The sequence below is a fragment of the Solwaraspora sp. WMMA2056 genome (genome assembly GCF_030345095.1).
GTDB lineage: Bacteria > Actinomycetota > Actinomycetes > Mycobacteriales > Micromonosporaceae > Micromonospora_E.
Genome location: NZ_CP128360.1, coordinates 2,636,844 through 2,653,137 on the forward strand (window position 1 = coordinate 2,636,844; position 16,294 = coordinate 2,653,137).

Sequence of the window (16,294 nt, forward strand, 5' to 3'; positions counted from 1 at the left end):
TGCCCGGTAGTCTGCCGGTCGAAGGCCTGTCGTCGTGTACCGTCCGGACCCAATCGTCGTCAATGTGCGGTCACTGGTGGTCGTCTGGAGCCGACACACGCGACACTGGACGTCGACGGTGCCCCGGGGAGGCGACATGGCGAGACCCACGGACTGGTGGGTGCTGGACCTCGACGGTGACCCCACCCCCGGCGATCCCGCCCGGTTGCGGATGCTCGCCACGCGGTTCCACGACTTCGCCGAGACGGCCTACCGGGCGAAGCGGGCCGTCGAGTCGCTGCAGGGTGACGGGGCAGTGCTCACCTGGGTCGGTCTGTCGGGCGACGCGTTCCGTGAGCAGTTCGGTGAGTTCCCCGGCCAGGTGCACAAGCTCTACCAGTCGCATCTCATGGTCGGCGACGCGCTCGACGCGTACGCGCCGCAGTTGGAGCGGGCCCAGGCGATGGCGGACCGGGCGCTGGCCGACGGCCGGCAGGCCCGCGACCGGGTCGATTCACTGAGCGGGCAGCTCGTCACCGCCGAGTCCGGGTTCACCGCCGCCACCGGTGTCGCGGACCGGCTGCAGCGGGAGAGCGAGGCCCCGGAGGCACCCGACCCGGACCAGGTCCGGCAGGCGGTGCGCGACGCCGAGGCGGCGCAGCAGCGGCTCGCCGCCGTACGCGGTCAGGCCAACGCCGCCGCGCAGGAACTCGACCTGGCCAGGTCGCTGGCCGAGCAGGCCCGTCAGCTGCGCGACGGCGCAGCCCGGCAGTGCCAACGGGAGATCCACGAAGCGTCCGATGTGGGGATCCAGCCGCGCTCGTTCTGGGAGAAGCTGCGCGACGCGTTCAAGAAACTCTGGGACATCATCTGCGAGATCGCCAAGTGGGTGGCGCTGGTGGCCGGCGTGATCGCGATGATCATTGGTGGGCCGCTTGCCTGGGTCGCCCTGGCGGCCGGCGCGATTCTGCTGGTCAAGGCGATAATCGACTTCACCCAGGGGAACGGATCCGTGCTGGATCTGGTCTTCGGCATCCTCGGGGTCATCCCGGGGGTGAAGGGCCTGACCAGCATCTCCAAACTCACCGCCCTCTACAAGGCCGGCGGGGTCAAGGAGATCGCCAAGGCGACGCTCACCGGGATGAAGAACCTGCTGACCGGCATGGTCACCCTGGTCAAGACCGCCGGCATGGGCGCGGTCACCATCTCCAAGCAGATCGGCCACGGGGCGGCCACCGTCATCGGCACGATCAAGTCCGGCGCGGTCGCCGTCGACGACGCGGTCCGGCAAGGGCTGGCCCGCCTCGGTGAGCTGATGCCGACGCCCGGGCCGAGGCTGGCCGCCGACGGCCCGATCCTCGCCCCGCCGATCATCCCGCCGCCCCGGTCGGTCCCCCGGTACGGCGCCCCGGCCCCCGGCGGCAGCACCGCCGCCGCACCGAAGACCTTCGCGGACCGGTTCACCGACCTCGACGTCGCCCGTCACCAGCAACTGACCACCGACATCGCCCAGGTGCGGTCCAAGTACGCGAACCAGCTGCAGACCGGCACCGCGAAGATCGACGCGGACCATGCCCAGAAGATCAAGGTCGAGACCGCCCGGATCGACGCGGACGCCGCCAAACGGCTGACTGCTGAGCGCACGGCGTTGACCGACAAGCTCAACCAGGATCTGGCCGCCGCCCGTCAGCCCCTCGCCCAGGCGGATCAGAACGGGCTGAAAATCGCCGACGACGCGCAGCGCAAGATCGACGAGTACGCCGCCGAGGCCCCCGGGGAGCTGGACCGCTTCAGGAACGACCGGTTCGCGTTCTACCAACAGGAGTTCAACGCCGGCCGGCTGGACGATGCGACCGCGACGGCCCGGTACACCCAGGAGGTCGACCTCAAGAAGATCGAGCTGGAGAACGGCCACCAGCAGATGGTCGCCCAGCGGCAGGAGTTCATCGACAACTACCACAACATCGAACGGCCCAACCTCGTGCAACAGCAGAACGCCGAGGAACTACGGCTGAACAACGAGTTCACCAAGGCCGAGAAGGACCTGCCGGCGCGGGTGGAGGCGGACCGGCTCGCCGAGATCAACGTCGTCACGAGTCAGCTCGACGCCGCCAAGGCCACCGACCTGTCCAATTTGCAGCAGAGCGTGCAGGCCGCCGAGTCGGCGGAGATCGCGCAGGTCACCCAGCAGGTGAACAACAGCTTCGACCAGCAGGTCGCGGCCCTGGACACCCAGTTGGCCAACGCCTCCTCGATGACCGTCAACCTGCCCACCAACAAGACCGTCGATCTCATCTTCTCGAACAGCGGCAACGCTGCCGACCTGGGCACCTACGTCCAACGGAACTTCGGATGGGTCGATCAGGTCAACCCGAACTTCACCCATGCCGACGTCAACTGCACGCTCTGCGTACAGAGCGTGGACAAGGCGTTCGACACCGGCGGTGCGGCGGTCACCCCGGTGCCGAAGATTCCCACCACCCGACCGCTGTCCGACATCGAAGCCAACTATCCGCACATGCCGGGCTTCCAGCAGCACCAGTCGGTCGAGCACATGCTCGCCCACGTCGACAACCTGCCGGCCGGTTCCCGGGGCATCGTCGGGATCGTGCACAACGGCAGCGGTCACGTGATGAACGTGGTCAAGGACAACGCCGGTAGGATCGTGATCGTCGACGGTCAGAGCGGCGGCCTCGGCCTCGTTCCTCAGCTCGGCCCCAAGGACGAGTTGCATTTCATGCAGACACATTGACCCGGCGGCCACGTGGACAGCCGGGCAAGCCGCCCCCGCAGACGAGGACGAGGTTCATGGACGTACGACAGGCCCGGGAGCGCGCGGAGGCCAAGCTGGGCGAGGTGCAGGATCCCCAGGTGCCGCTGCGGCTGGTCGACCCGGACGCACCCGTCGACCGTGACTGGTGCTGGCTGTTTCCGTTCAACTCACAACGCTTCCTGGACTCCGGCGAGTTCGGCTCGATGGTCGCCTCCGGCCCGATCGTGGTGAACAAGGACGGCAGCGACGTCTGGGTCGCGAACTCGGGCTTCCCCGTGGAGAAGTGGCTCAACCACTACGCCGCCGACCACGGCTATCCGGCCCTGCCGCTGCCGGAGTCCAAGCCCTTCGGGTCCTGACCCCGGCGGTCCGGACCGGCCGCACGGTCCTCGATCCGACAGTACGGCGGCCAGCCGAGCGGTAGCGTCGACCTCCCCTCAGCCTCCGGGAGTCCACGATGCACAGTTTCGTCGCTTCGGCCCGCCCCTGGCTGGCAGCAGGTCTGCTGGCAGCACTGCTGCTCGTCGCCGCCCCGGCGCCCGCCGCGTCGGCCGTACCTACCACATCCGCCGTACCCGTCACGTCGGCCGGCACGGTCGCCGCCGCCGACACCGGGTCACTGACCACGACCGTCCGCGACGCCGCCACCGGCGCGCCGGTGCGGGCCTGCGTCAACCTCGTACCGCTGGACCGGGACCGCTACACCGGGGTGACCCTCGGCGGCACCCAGCTCGGCCGGCACTCCGGCTGCAGCGGTGAGCAGGGCGACATCGTCGTCGAGGGGGTGGAACCGGGTCGCTACCAGCTCTTCGCCAGGCCGTACGACCAGCAGCTGCACGGCCTGCAGTGGGTGGGCCGGTTCGGCGGCACCGGGCAACGCCAGCACGCCGCCGTGGTCCGCGTCGCCGCCGGGGCCACCGCCACCGCGCCGCAGATCCGGCTCGACCCGCCGGGCAGCGTCACGGGCACGCTCACCGACTCCGTCACCGCAGCGCCGGCCGCCCGCGTGCACGTGACGGTGGTCCCGTTGGTGCCGCACCCCAAGTACACCCCGGACGAGCCGGCCACCGACAACGCCGGCCGGTACACGGTCACCGGACTCGGCCCGTACCGCTGGCCCCTGCAGTTCTTCGGGTCGCCGTTCTATGCGGTCCAGTGGTCCGGAGGCGTCGGCAACGTCCGACGGGCGCAGACCGTGCAGGTACGGGCGGGCCAGACCGTCACCTTCGACCAGACCCTGCGGGCAGCGACGACGATCAGTGGCAAGGTCATCATCGACGAACTCGGCAACTACAGTCCGCTGCTCGCCTTCAACGTGGTCACCGGCGACCTCGTGGGCGTCGAGTACCCCGGTGACACGTACCAGCTGCTGGTGGTGCCCGGACAGGTGGTCAAGCTGCGCTGTCACTGCGGCCACGGACCGGGCAAGTGGCACCCGACGGGAACGGCGTTCAGCGACGCGGCACCGGTGCCGGTGGGCCGCAACCCGATCGTCATCGACTTCGACCTGACCGGCACCGGCTGACGGGTCTGCGGGCGGCACCGGCTGACGCCGCCGGTGCCGCCGGTCGTCAGCTCGCTCCGCAACGTCAGCCCGCTCCGAAACAGACGAAGGCAGCGGCGGTGGCGTGCACCGCACCGTCGTCGGCGTACCGGCCGGCCTGGAAGGCCCGCTGCGCGCCGGCGAGCGCCACCGCCGGCCCGTCCCCGGCCCGCATCCGGCGGTGCAGTTCCAGCATCAACTCGGTGGTCAGGTCGGCCGGCACCGGCAGCACCGTCGCGATCAGGCAGCGGGTGCCCAGCGCCAGCAGCACCGCGGTGAAGCCCATCACCTCGTTGCCGGGGCGGACCCCGGCCAGTCCTGAGTCGCAGGCCGACAGTACGACGACGCCGGGTGGGCTGGTCAGCCGCTCCAGTTCGTAGGCGGTCAACGGCCCGTCGGCCAGGTCCAGCGTCGAAAAGAGCGGGTTGTCCGCCCGGAACCGTCCGTGCGCGGCGATGTGCGCCAGGGCCGCGCCGTTGAGCGCGCCGGTCACCGTGTCGGCGGTGGCGGCGGCTCCGGTCAGCAGACGGGAGCCGGGCAGCGCCGCGGCGAGTTGCCGCACCTCGGTCTCGGCGGCCGGCAACCGCGGCCCGGCCACCAGCACCGCCGGCCCGTCGGCTGCCGGGGTGTGCGCTGCGCCGGTCTGCCGACCGGCGGCCCGCAGCCAGGCCGTCGCCGACGGTGCCACGGTCACCGCGCGGCCCGCGCAGGTGGACAGGCCCGACCACGGTACGGCGTGCAGTTCGCCGATCGGCACGATCACCAGCGGCCGGTCGGTGATCCGGTCGCGTACCGGATCGAACAGTTGTCGGTCCAACGCGGCGGCGGTGTGCGCGACCCCGGCCCGCGCGTCGGCTCCGGCCCGTGCCTCGGCCCCGACCCCAGCCCGTGGGTCGCCACCGTCGCCGGGGGTGACCAGCCGGCGCAGCCCGAACCGGTGCAGCCGGGCCACCCGGATCGCCTCGGTCAGCGGCCCGAGGTCGTGCAGCGTCGGCTGGCCGTCGCGGACCGCTACGGCGAGCAGCCGCTCGCCGTGCGCGACCAGTTCGAGCAGTACGGCGTCGCCGAGCGCGGTGGCGATCTCGGCCACCGCCGGTGGTGCGGACAGTTCACCGCCGCCGTTGACCCCTCTGGCGAGTTCCCGGATCCGTTGCTCCAGGCGGGCCTGGCTGCCGCGCAGCGCCTGCACCGGGTTGCCGGCCAGCAGGGCGTCCTCCAGCGCGGTGCTGACCATCCGTAGTTCGGTCAGTGCGGTGGCCAGTTCCGGGTCGGGCGGCGGGGAGACCCGCCGCATCCGCAGCGCGTTGGCCCGCCACCGCTCCGCCCAGACCAGGACCTGCGCCGGCGCGCCCCGCCGGATCGCGATGTCCAGCCCTTCGGCGGCCAACTCCTCGCCGAAGGTGGCGCTGTGCGCCCGTAGCTCGGTGGCGCCGAGCGAGGTGCGGTGCCCGTCCAGCACGGCGAGGCCGCTGCGCAACGCCCGGGCCGCGCCGGACTCGTCACCGGCCAGCCGGTGGCGCAGCGCCAGGGCGTACCAGCCCTGGGCGCGCCGGGGTGCGGTGCCGCGTCGGCGGGCCTCCGAGGCGACGGTGAGCAACTCGCCGGCCCGACTGTGCCGGCCCAGCGCGACGGCCAGCCGGGCGGCTTCGATCCGGCTGGTCAGCGCCGGCCCGGGCCAGCCGGTGGCGTCGAGCTGGTCGGCGGTGCGCACCATCGCGGCGAGCAGCGCCGCCGACCGGTTGCCCTGGGCGTACCCGGCCCGCAGCTCGACGTGTCGGGCGAGCGTCGCCCAGGCGCGTCGGCCCTGCCGGCGGAACCGGCTGCGGGCCGCGGCGGCGGTGTCGGCCGCGGTGGCCGGGTCACCGGCGAGCAGCGCGGCCCGGGCCTGGGCGAGCAGTGCCTCGGCCAGGTCGGAGGCCATCCCGAGCCGGCGCAGCTCGGTCACGGCGGTGCCGGCGACCGCCACCGCCTCGTCGATCAGCGGTACGGACAGCAGCAGCTCGAAGCGGTCCAGCAGCAGCGCCGGGCGGGGTACGGCGAGCCGGCGGTACTCGGCGTCCACGGTGGCGAAGCAGTGCAGCGCGCCGGCCACGTCGCCGCGTTGGCCGGCGGCGATGCCGCTGTTCCACCGGGCGTCGGCGGCGGCCAGGTCCAGCCCGAGCTGGCTGAAGATGGCGGCGGCGCGGTGCAGGTCGTCGTCGTGGCCCTGATCGGTCCGCCGGTCCCGGTCGGGCCGTCCACCGGAGTGCCCGTTCGGCGGGCTGCCGGTACGGCTGTTGGCGGGCACGTCGAGGTGGACGTTGAGCAGCCCCCGGTTGTTGCGGGCGCGTGCCTCCAGCAGCGGGTCGCCCTCCCGTTGGGCGATCTCCACGGCCAGGTCGTAGTCGCGGACCGCCTCGTCGAACCGGCCCCGGTAGTGCAGCACCACGCCGCGCTGCATCCGGGCCCGGCCGGCGTCCGCTCCGGTCAGCTGAGGTAGGGCGAGGGTGACCGCCCGCAGCGCGGCGGTGGTCCGACCGGCGCTGGCCAGGACGTACCCGAGACTCATCCGGGCGAGTGCCCGTAGCCGCGCGTCGTCTCCGGCGCGGACCGCCCGGCGCAGGTGGCGTGCCGCGCCCGGCAGGTCGCCCAGCTCGCGCAGGGCCAGGCCGATGGCGCGTTCCGCGGTGGACCGGGCGCGGGCGTCCGGTGTGTCGGCGAGCACCTGGTGGGCGATCGAGATGGCCTCGTGCGGGTAGCGCTGGACGGTGTCCAGGGCCCGCTGCGCCAAGTCGACACCGGAATCGGTGCGTTCGGCCATGACAGAGAGAATTCCCCACCTGTGCACCCCGGGTCAATCCCGGCCTCCTGGGGTCGGTCACTTAATTGACTTCTAACTATGCTTTGAAATAATCGTGTCGGACCCGTAACCTTCAGTGGTCGCCCTCCGTGGTGTCGACCCCGTCTCCCACCGCCTGGAGGTCAGGTGTCGCCCGACCACCACCCCGTCGTGCCGGGTTCGCCCGGGCAGGTTTCCCGCCGGCGTCTGATGGGGTGGTCCGCGCTGGCCGCCGCAGCGCTGCCACTCGGCGCGTTCGGGTCGTCCGGGCCCACCGATCCGACCGGGCCCACCGGGTCGCTCGATCCGGTCGACGGCCGCGCCGGTGGTCAGGGCGACCGGGGCCTCGACGAGAGCTACCAACGCGCGTTCCAGGAGATCGTGGCCGCCCACCCGGCCGTACGCCGGCACACCGTCGCCGGCACCGAGTTCCTCTACCGCCCCCGACAGTTGCTGGTCGCCCCGGCCGACGTCGACCGGGTGGCGGCACGGCTGCGCGCCGACGGCCACCGGTTCACCGTGGACGCCGGGTTCGCCCGGGTCAGCCGGCTGCGTTTCCAGCAGGAGACCGCCATCCCGGCCGTGGTCGACAAGCTGCGCGACCCGCGCCAGTGGCCGGACGGGCGGGTGCCGCAGGTGCAGCCACACCACGTACTGCTCGGGTTCGGCAACATCATGGGCAACCCGGGCGGGCCGCCCCGCAGCGCCCCGGCCCTGCCGCCGCCGGACCCGGCCCGGCTCGGCGAAGGAGCCGGTGTCACCGTCGGCGTCTGCGACACCGGCATCTGGCGGCAGGCCGGCAGCGTGCACCCGGTGTGGCTCGGCGGCAGCTACCTGCCCGAGCCGGACGACGAGGACCCGCTCTACCTCAGCGGCACCCAACTGGCGATGCAGGGCGGGCACGGCACGTTCGTCGCCGGTGTCGTGCGCCAGGCCGCACCTGGGGTACGGGTCGACCCGGAGGCCGCCCTGGACGCCAACGGCATCGGCGACGAGGAGGGCCTGGTCGCCGCGATCGGTCGGCTCAGCCCGGAGGTCACCATCGTCAACCTCTCCCTCGGCTACTTCACCCAGGACGACCAGCCGCCGCTGCCCCTGGCCAACGCGCTCGCCGCGCTGCCCGCGACGACGGCGGTGGTCGCCGCCGCCGGCAACGCCGGCACCAGCCGTCCGTCCTGGCCGGCGGCGCTCGACCGGGTGCTCGCCGTGGCGGCGGTCGAGGCGGGCGGCAAAGGCCCGGTACCGGCCAGCTACAGCAGCCACGGTCCCTGGGTGGCCGCCAGCGCGTACGGCGACCGGACCAGCACGTACGTCGACGGCCAGCTTGTCCTGCCCGGCCAGCCGGTCCTGCCGTTCCAGGGCTTTGCCGCCTGGGCCGGCACCTCCTTCGCCACCGGACACGTCTCGGGCCGGCTCGCCGCCCTGATGACCGGCACCGGGCTGGACGCGGTGTCCGCCGCGGCGGCCCTGACCGCCGGCCCGGCCTGGCACCCCGATTACGGCGTGCTGGTCGGATGAACCGGCCCGCCGCCGCCGGGGGCCACCGCGACGCCAGCGAGGCGGACCCCGGTGAAGCCGTCGCGGACCTGGTCTCCGCCGCCGCCGCAGGCGACGAGACCGCCTGGGCGGGGCTGGTCCGCCGCTACGCGCCGCTGGTGGCGACGGTGATCCGCCGCCACGGGCTCGATCCCGCTGACGCCGCCGACGTCAACCAGACGGTCTGGCTGCGGCTGGTCGAGAATCTCGGCCGGCTGCGGGAGTCGTACGCGCTGCCCGCCTGGCTGGTGACCACGACCCGCCGGGAGTGCCTGCGGATGCTGCGGCTCGGCCGGCGGACCCAGCCCTTCGACCCGTACGACGAGTCGGTCGACGCACACGTCGGAGCGCTGCTACTGGTCGACCCCGCCACTCCCGACGAGGACCTGCTGCGCGCCGAGCGGCGTCAGGCGCTGCGCGACGCGTTCGCCGAACTGCCGTCGCGCTGTCGAGAACTGCTCGCACTACTCGTCGCCGACCCGCCGGCCAGCTACCGTGAGATCGGCGAACGACTCGGCATGCCGACCGGCAGCGTGGGTCCCACCCAGGCCCGATGCCTGGCCAAGCTGCGCAACTGTGCGGCGCTCGCCGCCTACATCGGCCCCGCACCGAGCGGGGTGGCACCGGGCAATGGAGGTGAACGCGATGCGGCAGTGGTCACCAGACAGTGACGACGCGCTGTTGATCGAGCTTGGTGCCGCGCTGCGTGACTCCGGGCCGGTGTCGGAGCAGTTCATCGACGCGGCGTTGGCCGCGTTCAGTTGGCGGACCGTCGACGCGGAACTGGCGGTCGCCGAGTTGATCTTCGACTCGGCCTGTGACCGGGAACCGGCCGGGCTGACCCGTTCCGCCGCCACCGACCGGACGATGACCTTCCGCTCCGGCCCGGTGGTCCTGGCGATCGAGGTCACCGCCACCGGCGTCGTCGGCCAGCTCTCCCCGGCCGGTCCGGGCCGGATCAGCGCCCGGTCCGCCGCCGGGCAGTACGCCGACGTGCCGGTCGACGAGCTCGGGTTCTTCTCGATGGGCGTACCACCGGCCGGCCCGGTGCAACTGCGCGCCACCAGCACGACGTACAGGGTCCGGACCTGCTGGGTCAGCCTGCGCTGACCCGGCAGATCCGGACCCTGTCGGAGCGTCAGGTCACGGGTCCCGGACGTGACCTGACGCTCCTGCCCGGCACCGTGGCTACCGTTGCCGCTTGCCGACCGTCACGTCGTAGCGGACCCCGCCCAGGTCGGCCCGCTCCTTGCCGGTGATGTCCCGACCGACCTGCGTGACCAGTACGGCGATCGGCTTGTCCGTCGCTGTGGTCGCGGTGAACAGCAGCCGCATGGTCAGTCGCTCGTTGCCGCGCAGCACCAGGTTGTCCAGGCTGGCCTGGCCCGGCTCGACGATCTCGATCTGGTTGCGGCCCGCCTCGCGGATGCCCTTGCCGGCCATGCCGCCCTCGACCCAGCGGGCGAACAGCGTCGGCCCGAGATCCACCACCAGGCGCCCACCGGCGGTACGCAGAGGGGCGCCCTCCTGGGCGAAGACCACGCTGTTGCGGGTCGGCTCCCGCAGGACGTTGCCGATGGCGAACGGCCGTTCCTCGGTCGGCCCGTTGGGTGCCAGCGCCACCGAGTCCACGTTGCGCCAGGCGATGTTGTTGTTGTTCCGGGTGTTCTGCGGGGTGTCCGGGCCCTCGACGGTCATCGGGTCGTTGGCGGAGATCCACCGGGTGAGCAGGCAGAAGTGCCCCGGCCCGGGGACCCCGTTCCACGGGATGGTGACCGTGGTGACGCCCGGGGCGACCGACACCGAGGTCCAACCGATCTCGGTCCAGTCGGTGGGCCAGGACGCGCCGCCACCCGGAGTGGTCCGATAGACGTGCAGTTCGCCCTGCTCGGTCACCGGGTTGCCGTACGGCCCGGGGTTGCGCAGCTTGACGAAGATGTAGTTGGTCTGACCGATGATCGGGTTCTGGCTGACCGCACACTCCACGGCGGTGTTGCAGACCTTGATGTCCGGGCTCTGCCAGATCGAACCGATGTTGTGCGGCTGGAGCCCGATGTCGGACGAGTTGTCCATCATCCAGACGTCGGCGGCGGTGCTGGCGGCGCCGCTGTCGGTCGACCGGTCGAGCGCCGCCGCGCTCGCCGAGGTGACCGGGAGCAGCAGCGCCAGGGCCGCCACGCCGATCAGGGCGAGCGAGGACCGACGTACGCGTGGTGTCAGTCGCGTGGACAAGGTTTCCTCCCGAAGGTAGGAGTGCGGCGACCGGCGTGGTGCCGACGGTCGCCAAGGTGGACACTCATACCGAGCGGGATCGATGTTCAGAAATACCTTGGGCGCGCCGTGCTCATTGTCAGATGGCGCACATTGACCCGAAACCAGGATGAGCCGGCTGCCGGCTGCCGGCGGCGCAAGCGCCCTGGCCGACAGCTCAGGATTCGGTGCCGGTGCCGGTGCCGGTGCCGGTGCCGTCCGGGGCGTCGACCGGCGTCGCCAACTCGGCGGCGAGCCCGTCGAGGAACTCGTCCACCTGCCACCGGTCGTATCCACGCAGAACGGTCGGGAACCTCGAGTCCCGGATCCTGCCTGCGGCGGTGACCCGCCGCTGGTCGCCCGGAGGCGACGACAGGGCCTCACGGCCCATGCGTATCACCTCGTCGACGGCAGCCGGGTCGTACCCGCGCAAGACCACGGTGAAGTCCAGATCCACTGCGTCGGTTCCGCGCGACGGGCGCGCGTCGACGAACCGGTCCCCGGCGTACCGGGTCAGGGCCTCGGCCACCTGGTCGGGCGACTCCACGACGTCGCCGAGGTCGAGCAGCACCGCGCAGCCGCCGTCGTACGCCATACTGCTGGCGGTCGTCGGCAAACCGACGTCCGCTCCGCCAGCGGGTGCCAGTAGCAGTCGCGGCGAGGGTCGGTCGCCGCCGCCCGCGCCCGGCGCGGGCTGGTCGAGCACGACGGCCTGCACGTCGTCCCACGGCACCGAGCGGGTGGCGCCGCCACTTCCGAAGGTCAGGCCGTCGGGTCCGATCCGGAACCGGAACGGCCGGACCGCGCGGACGATCAGTACGCCGAGGACGGCCGCCCCGCCGACCCACAGCAGGATCCGTGTGGTCCAGCCGATCGGCAGGCACAGCAGGACAAGAGCGGCAACGATGAGCAGGGCCACACCTGTCGCGATTGCGCCCCGACGCTTGTGCAGCTCCACATCGTCCTCCTGAGTCCGGCTCGCGTACCTCTGCCGGCGCACATCGTAGAAGGCATCGACAAGGCCGCGCCGGTGTCGCTGGGCCGAGGAAGGTCGTGGTCCTGACCGGAACCGGCCGAGCTTGCGCAGCCATGGAACCCTACTGGTGCGCTGCGGGGTGCGCCGCCGCCAAGCTGCGCGACGCGGCGCGGGTCGTTGCGCCGACGCTCGGGCGAGGAAGGTGGGTCGTGGCCGAACCCCAGCGAAAGGCCGTTCCGCTGCGTCGGACCCGGGGGTACCGGCTCCTCGTGTGGGCCCTTCGCTGTCAGCCGGTCGCTCTGATGCTGGGCGGGCTGGCGGTGGCGTCGACTGGTGTCGACGTTGCGGTCCTGACGGACATTCTTGCGATCTGCCTGGCGGCCGTCCTGATCCCCACGGTGGTGCTCGGACTCACCGGGATGATCATGTTGTACGCGGGCGGGCTGATGCCGCGTGACATCAACCGCCGGCAGGCGATGGTGGGCATGCTGTGGCGAGACGCCGTGAGTCCCCTCAGACGACGCTGACCGCCAGGGCGTACGCCGTTCGATGCGCTCCCGACGTGGGGTGCCGACGGTGGCGAAGGGCTGCGCCCCGCCCCGGCCCCCGGTTGACAAGTGGAGGCTGTCTCCATATTTTGGATGTGGAGACAGTCTCCGGTTATCGGGCATGGGGTGCCGCGTGAAGATCTTGATGTTCGGCCGAGGCGTGATCGCCGTGGCGTACGGCTGGGCCCTGGAACGGGCCGGGCACCACGTCGAGTTCTACGTCCGGCCGGGTCGGGCAGCGGCGTACGGCGATGTCGTCGATCTTGATCTGCTCGACGCGCGGCGGCGGCCGTGGGGAAAGCGGGTCACCGAGAGCTGGCCGGTCCGCTACCGCGAGTCGCTGGAGCCGGACCACGACTTCGATCTGATCGTGCTGAGCGTGCAGCACTACGGCTTCGCGGAGGCTGCGGAATTCCTGGGGCCGCGCGCAGGCGGCGCCACAGTACTCGTCTTCAACAACCTGTGGGTCGAGCCGCTGACCGCGACCGAGCACCTCCCCGCCGACCAGGTCGCCTGGGGCTTCCCCGGGGCCGGCGGCGGCTTCGGCGACGACGGGGTGCTGCGCGCGGCGCTGCTGCCCATGGTCTTCTTCGGCACGCTAGACCGGCCGCCGACCGAGCGGGAGCGGGCCGTGCGCCAGGTGTTTCGCCAGGCGGGGTTGCGGATCCTGGAGAACTCCGACTTCCGAGGCTGGCTGGCCGTCCACTTCGTCCAGAACGCCGGACTGCACACGCAGAGCCTGAAGCTGGGCTCCCTCTCCGGGCTGGCGACGGGCCACGTACGCGAAGCGATCCTCGCCACCCGCGAGCTGCTGCCGCTCGTCGAGGCCCGTGGCATCGATCTGCGGCGGCATCGGAAAGAATTGCTGCCGTTCCGGGCTCCCATCTGGCTGGCGGCACCGGCACTCGCCTGGCTGTTCGGCCACTTCCCGCCGTCGCGCGCGGTGATGCAGGCCCACGCCAACCCTGAGGAGCTGCGCGCGGTCTGCCGCGACACCCTCGCCGAAGCGCGCCGGCTGGGCGTCCCAGTGCCCCGGCTGGAGGCGGCCGAGCCCTACTTCGCCGGCGAGAGGACGATCTGACGGTCGTCGTGAGCTGCGCGGCGGCGAGAAACGTCGCCGTTCAGCGTAGGGCCAGCAGGTCGGCGCTGTCGGCCCACAGGGCGTCCCGGGCGTCGTCGCTGCGGGCCAGCCGGGACGGGGTGGTCCAGGTGAGTCGGTTGCCGACGACGCGGGCGTAGTAGTGCCCGGGCGGGGCCGCGACGGTGCCGAGGGTGAGGTCGGTCAGGGCTGCGGCGACCGCCGTACGGCTGTTGAACCGGGGCATCAGTCGGGTCGTGCCGCCGAGCAACCGCCAGGTCAGCCGCAGGGCCGGCGGGGTGTCGCGGAGCAGCCCGGTGCCAGGGGTGGGTCCGGGGTCGAACACCAGGACCCGCCAGTGTCCGTCGCGGGCCTCAGGCCGGGCGGCCAGCGCCCGCGCGGTCAGGATGTTGCACAACTTCGACGACGTGTACGCGCGACCACCGGCCGACCGTGGGTCGGTGTCACGCTGCGGGTCGGTCTCGGGGTGGGCCAACAGGCGGGCGTCCGCGTGTCGTGGCGGCGTCGGCAGGAACGTCCTGAGGTCGGGGTCGTGGGTGCCGCTCGTGGTGAGGATGACCGTCGCCTTTGGACCGAGGTGGGGCATCAGCAGCCGGATCAGCAGGTAGTGCGCGAGGTGGTTGACCGCGAAGGTGGTCTCGAAGCCGTCGGCGGTGCGTCGGTCGCCGGTGCGGAAGCTGAGGCCGGCGTTCAGGACCAGGGCGTCGATCCGGGTGCCGTCGAGCCGGTCGATGACGGCCTGTGCGAAGGCGCGCACGCTGTCCAGCCGGGCGAGGTCCAGGGACAGCGCGTCGGGGTCGGTCGAGTCGGTGCTGCGGGAGCCGGACAGGACCCGGGCTCCGGGTCGTGCCGCCAGCCGGGCCCGGGCGTCCGCACCGAACCCCGAGGTGCCGCCGGTCATCACGGTGGTCGTCATGGCCCAGGACAATATGAGTAACTCACTCATGTTGTCAAACGGAGTGTGTGACTCATGATCGCCTGGTGGATAATGCTCCGGTGGCCACCACGTCCTCCTCGCCCCCGCCGTCGCCGTCGCCGTCGCCGCAGCCCAGGCGGATGCGGGCCGACGCCCAGCGCAACCGGGCCCGGATCCTGGCCGCCGCCGAGCAGGTGTTCGCGGCGGCCGGCCCGTCGGCCTCGACCGAGGACCTCGCCGAACTCGCCGGAGTGGCGATCGGCACCGTCTTCCGGCACTTCCCGACGAAGGCCGCCCTCATCGAGGCGGTGTTCGTGTCCCGGCTGCGGGAGCTCACCGCCTACGCGCGGGAGATGGCCGCCGCCGAGGACGTCGACGCCGGCTTCTTCGCGTTCTTCACCGAGGCCGTCCGGCAGTCGTCGGTGAAGCACGCCTTCACCGACGCCATCGACTCCGGCGACGAGGCGATGGCCGCAGTGTGGGCGGCGATCGCCTCCGCCGGTGTGGACCTGCGCGACGCCGTCGGTGAACTGCTGGTCAAGGCGCAGCGGGCCGCAGCGGTACGCCCGGACGTCGCAACGCCCGAGCTGATCGGGTTGATGATCGGCACCGCGCGGACCCTGGAACACGTCGGCCCGGATACGGCGGGTCAGCAACGAATCCTCGCCGTCCTGCGCGACGGGCTGAAGCCCCAGCCGGGCCCAGCGCAGTCAACGTAGTCTTTAGTGGACATCCACCCCGACACCGCCGGTGCCGCGTGGTTGCCGGTCCGGCCTAACCTGCCGGTGGGGCGTGCCGGCGGGCTGTGATCCGGTTGAATCGTTGAACGAGGTGAGTGAAGGCATCGGAGAGTTCGTCGGGGCCGACGACTTCGATGTCAGCGTCGTATCGGGCGATGGCGGCGGCCAGGCTGGGCCAGGACCAGGAACCGAGGGTGAGCTTGCAACGGTCGGGGCCGATCTCCTCGATGTGCCCGTCGCGGGTGTAGTTCGCCACGGTGGCGGCGGGCAGATCGAGGATGACCGTTCCCTGACAGGGCCACCCGGCCAAGGTGTCGCCGGAGCCACGGAAGCTGCTGTGACGTAGCTGACGACGTCTCCTCCTGGCACCGTGCGGGGCGTGAACCGTGGCCCGTTGGGTGTGCGCAGAGCGATCCGGTCGATGCGGAAAGTGCGCCAGTCGTCGCGGTCGAGTTCGAAGGCGACGAGGTACCAGCGGCCGTCCCAGGTGATGACGTGGTGCGGTTCCGCCCGGCGGGGAGGCTTGTCTGTGCTGTCCGCGCCGTAGTCGAAACGCAGGATCTCGTGCGCCTGGGCGGCCGCGCTGATCGCCGTGAGCACCTGCCCGTCCACCGGAGCGGCAGGCCGGCGACTGGGCCGGTCGACGGCGGTGACCTGCACCGCGTCGATGCGGTGTCGCAGCCGGGCGGGCATGACCTGACGGATCGTGTTCAGCGCGCGGGCAGCGTCCTCGGCGACGCCGCTACCCCTGGTGGTCGCGGCGATCTGCAGGGCGACGGTGAGAGCGACGGCCTGGTCATCGTCGAACAGCAGCGGGGGCAGGTCTGTGCCGGCGCTGAGCCGGTAGCCGCCGTCGGGTCCCTTGACCGCAGCGATGGGATAGCCGAGGTCACGGAGCCGGTCGATGTCGCGGCGTACGGTGCGCAGGCTGACGCCCAGGCGTTCGGCCAACGCCGTGCCGGACCAGTCCCGGCGGGCCTGCAGGAGCGACAGCACTGCCAGCAGTCGAGCTGAGGTTTTCGGCACGTCACCGATTCTGCCCCGGGTAGGTGCCACAACCTGGCACCTACCGCTGCGAATCTTGGTCCGAACCGGCCAGCCGCCGGCTCGCACATA

At 72.0% G+C, this 16,294-nt stretch carries 14 protein-coding genes and 1 pseudogene; 9 read left to right on the forward strand and 6 right to left on the reverse strand.

Annotated features, from left to right (window positions below; genetic code table 11):
• Positions 1–136: 136 nt before the first annotated feature.
• From O7608_RS12110 to O7608_RS12120, 3 genes are all read left to right on the forward strand, one after another.
• A complete protein-coding gene (locus tag O7608_RS12110) occupies positions 137–2,731 on the forward strand; it encodes a toxin glutamine deamidase domain-containing protein (protein WP_289210047.1) in 2,595 nt (864 codons plus the stop codon).
• A gap of 56 nt (positions 2,732–2,787) precedes the next feature.
• Positions 2,788–3,111: a YrhB domain-containing protein gene (locus tag O7608_RS12115; protein WP_289210048.1), complete on the forward strand. Its 324-nt coding sequence runs from the start codon at positions 2,788–2,790 to the stop codon at positions 3,109–3,111.
• A 98-nt stretch (positions 3,112–3,209) separates the two neighbouring features.
• The gene (locus O7608_RS12120; RefSeq protein ID WP_289210049.1) at positions 3,210–4,277 is read left to right on the forward strand and encodes a hypothetical protein; all 1,068 of its coding nucleotides are present in this window, start codon (positions 3,210–3,212) and stop codon (positions 4,275–4,277) included.
• A gap of 64 nt (positions 4,278–4,341) precedes the next feature.
• Here O7608_RS12120 and O7608_RS12125 read toward each other — a convergent pair whose 3' ends face one another.
• Positions 4,342–7,095: a CHAT domain-containing protein gene (locus O7608_RS12125; protein WP_289210050.1), complete on the reverse strand. Its 2,754-nt coding sequence runs from the start codon at positions 7,093–7,095 to the stop codon at positions 4,342–4,344.
• Positions 7,096–7,260: 165 nt separating this feature from the next.
• Between O7608_RS12125 and O7608_RS12130 the strand changes: the two genes are divergently transcribed.
• Genes O7608_RS12130 through O7608_RS12140 form a run of 3 tightly spaced genes read left to right on the forward strand, consistent with a single transcriptional unit; the run spans position 7,261 to position 9,759 of the window.
• On the forward strand, positions 7,261–8,631 hold the full coding sequence (locus tag O7608_RS12130; protein ID WP_289210051.1) for a S8 family peptidase: 1,371 nt from the start codon (positions 7,261–7,263) through the stop codon (positions 8,629–8,631).
• A complete protein-coding gene (locus O7608_RS12135) occupies positions 8,628–9,320 on the forward strand; it encodes an RNA polymerase sigma factor (protein WP_289210052.1) in 693 nt (230 codons plus the stop codon). The genes O7608_RS12130 and O7608_RS12135 overlap by 4 nt, the downstream gene beginning before the upstream one ends.
• Positions 9,295–9,759 carry a hypothetical protein gene (locus O7608_RS12140; RefSeq protein ID WP_289210053.1) on the forward strand — a complete coding sequence of 155 codons (465 nt, stop codon included), beginning with the start codon at positions 9,295–9,297 and terminating at the stop codon, positions 9,757–9,759. The genes O7608_RS12135 and O7608_RS12140 overlap by 26 nt, the downstream gene beginning before the upstream one ends.
• Positions 9,760–9,837: 78 nt before the next feature.
• Here the strand turns inward: O7608_RS12140 and O7608_RS12145 are convergent, their stop codons facing one another.
• Together O7608_RS12145 and O7608_RS12150 are read right to left on the reverse strand one after the other, a co-directional pair.
• Positions 9,838–10,881, reverse strand: coding sequence for a hypothetical protein (locus O7608_RS12145; RefSeq protein WP_289210054.1), 1,044 nt, complete (start codon positions 10,879–10,881; stop codon positions 9,838–9,840).
• Positions 10,882–11,077: 196 nt separating this feature from the next.
• Positions 11,078–11,857 carry a DivIVA domain-containing protein gene (locus tag O7608_RS12150; RefSeq protein WP_289210055.1) on the reverse strand — a complete coding sequence of 260 codons (780 nt, stop codon included), beginning with the start codon at positions 11,855–11,857 and terminating at the stop codon, positions 11,078–11,080.
• 227 nt (positions 11,858–12,084) lie between these two features.
• On the opposite strand from O7608_RS12150, the gene O7608_RS12155 reads away from it, so the two are divergent.
• Positions 12,085–12,402, forward strand: a complete 318-nt coding sequence (locus tag O7608_RS12155) for a hypothetical protein (RefSeq protein ID WP_289210056.1) — start codon at positions 12,085–12,087, stop codon at positions 12,400–12,402.
• Positions 12,403–12,556: 154 nt separating this feature from the next.
• Entirely contained in the window at positions 12,557–13,504 is a 948-nt protein-coding gene (locus tag O7608_RS12160; RefSeq protein WP_289210057.1) for a ketopantoate reductase family protein, read from the forward strand.
• A 40-nt stretch (positions 13,505–13,544) separates the two neighbouring features.
• Here O7608_RS12160 and O7608_RS12165 read toward each other — a convergent pair whose 3' ends face one another.
• Positions 13,545–14,438 (reverse strand): SDR family NAD(P)-dependent oxidoreductase, encoded by an 894-nt coding sequence (locus O7608_RS12165; protein WP_289210058.1) that lies wholly within the window; start codon positions 14,436–14,438, stop codon positions 13,545–13,547.
• Positions 14,439–14,518: 80 nt separating this feature from the next.
• Between O7608_RS12165 and O7608_RS12170 the strand changes: the two genes are divergently transcribed.
• The gene (locus O7608_RS12170) at positions 14,519–15,157 is read left to right on the forward strand and encodes a TetR/AcrR family transcriptional regulator (RefSeq protein WP_289210059.1); all 639 of its coding nucleotides are present in this window, start codon (positions 14,519–14,521) and stop codon (positions 15,155–15,157) included.
• A 55-nt stretch (positions 15,158–15,212) separates the two neighbouring features.
• On the opposite strand, the gene O7608_RS12175 is transcribed toward O7608_RS12170, so the two are convergent.
• On the reverse strand, positions 15,213–15,488 hold the full coding sequence (locus tag O7608_RS12175) for a WCX domain-containing protein (RefSeq protein WP_289211158.1): 276 nt from the start codon (positions 15,486–15,488) through the stop codon (positions 15,213–15,215).
• Positions 15,489–15,646: 158 nt separating this feature from the next.
• A pseudogene (locus tag O7608_RS12180) lies at positions 15,647–16,291 on the reverse strand (helix-turn-helix transcriptional regulator); the annotation flags it as partial.
• Positions 16,292–16,294: the final 3 nt, after the last annotated feature.

Excerpts from the sequence above, each read along its gene's own strand:
- O7608_RS12110 (WP_289210047.1), top strand. The coding sequence starts at position 137 with ATGGCGAGACCCACGGACTGGTGGGTGCTGGACCTCGACGGTGACCCC.
- O7608_RS12115 (WP_289210048.1), top strand. The coding sequence starts at position 2,788 with ATGGACGTACGACAGGCCCGGGAGCGCGCGGAGGCCAAGCTGGGCGAG.
- O7608_RS12120 (WP_289210049.1), top strand. The coding sequence starts at position 3,210 with ATGCACAGTTTCGTCGCTTCGGCCCGCCCCTGGCTGGCAGCAGGTCTG.
- O7608_RS12125 (WP_289210050.1), bottom strand. The coding sequence starts at position 7,095 with ATGGCCGAACGCACCGATTCCGGTGTCGACTTGGCGCAGCGGGCCCTG.
- O7608_RS12135 (WP_289210052.1), top strand. The coding sequence starts at position 8,628 with ATGAACCGGCCCGCCGCCGCCGGGGGCCACCGCGACGCCAGCGAGGCG.
- O7608_RS12140 (WP_289210053.1), top strand. The coding sequence starts at position 9,295 with ATGCGGCAGTGGTCACCAGACAGTGACGACGCGCTGTTGATCGAGCTT.
- O7608_RS12165 (WP_289210058.1), bottom strand. The coding sequence starts at position 14,438 with ATGACGACCACCGTGATGACCGGCGGCACCTCGGGGTTCGGTGCGGAC.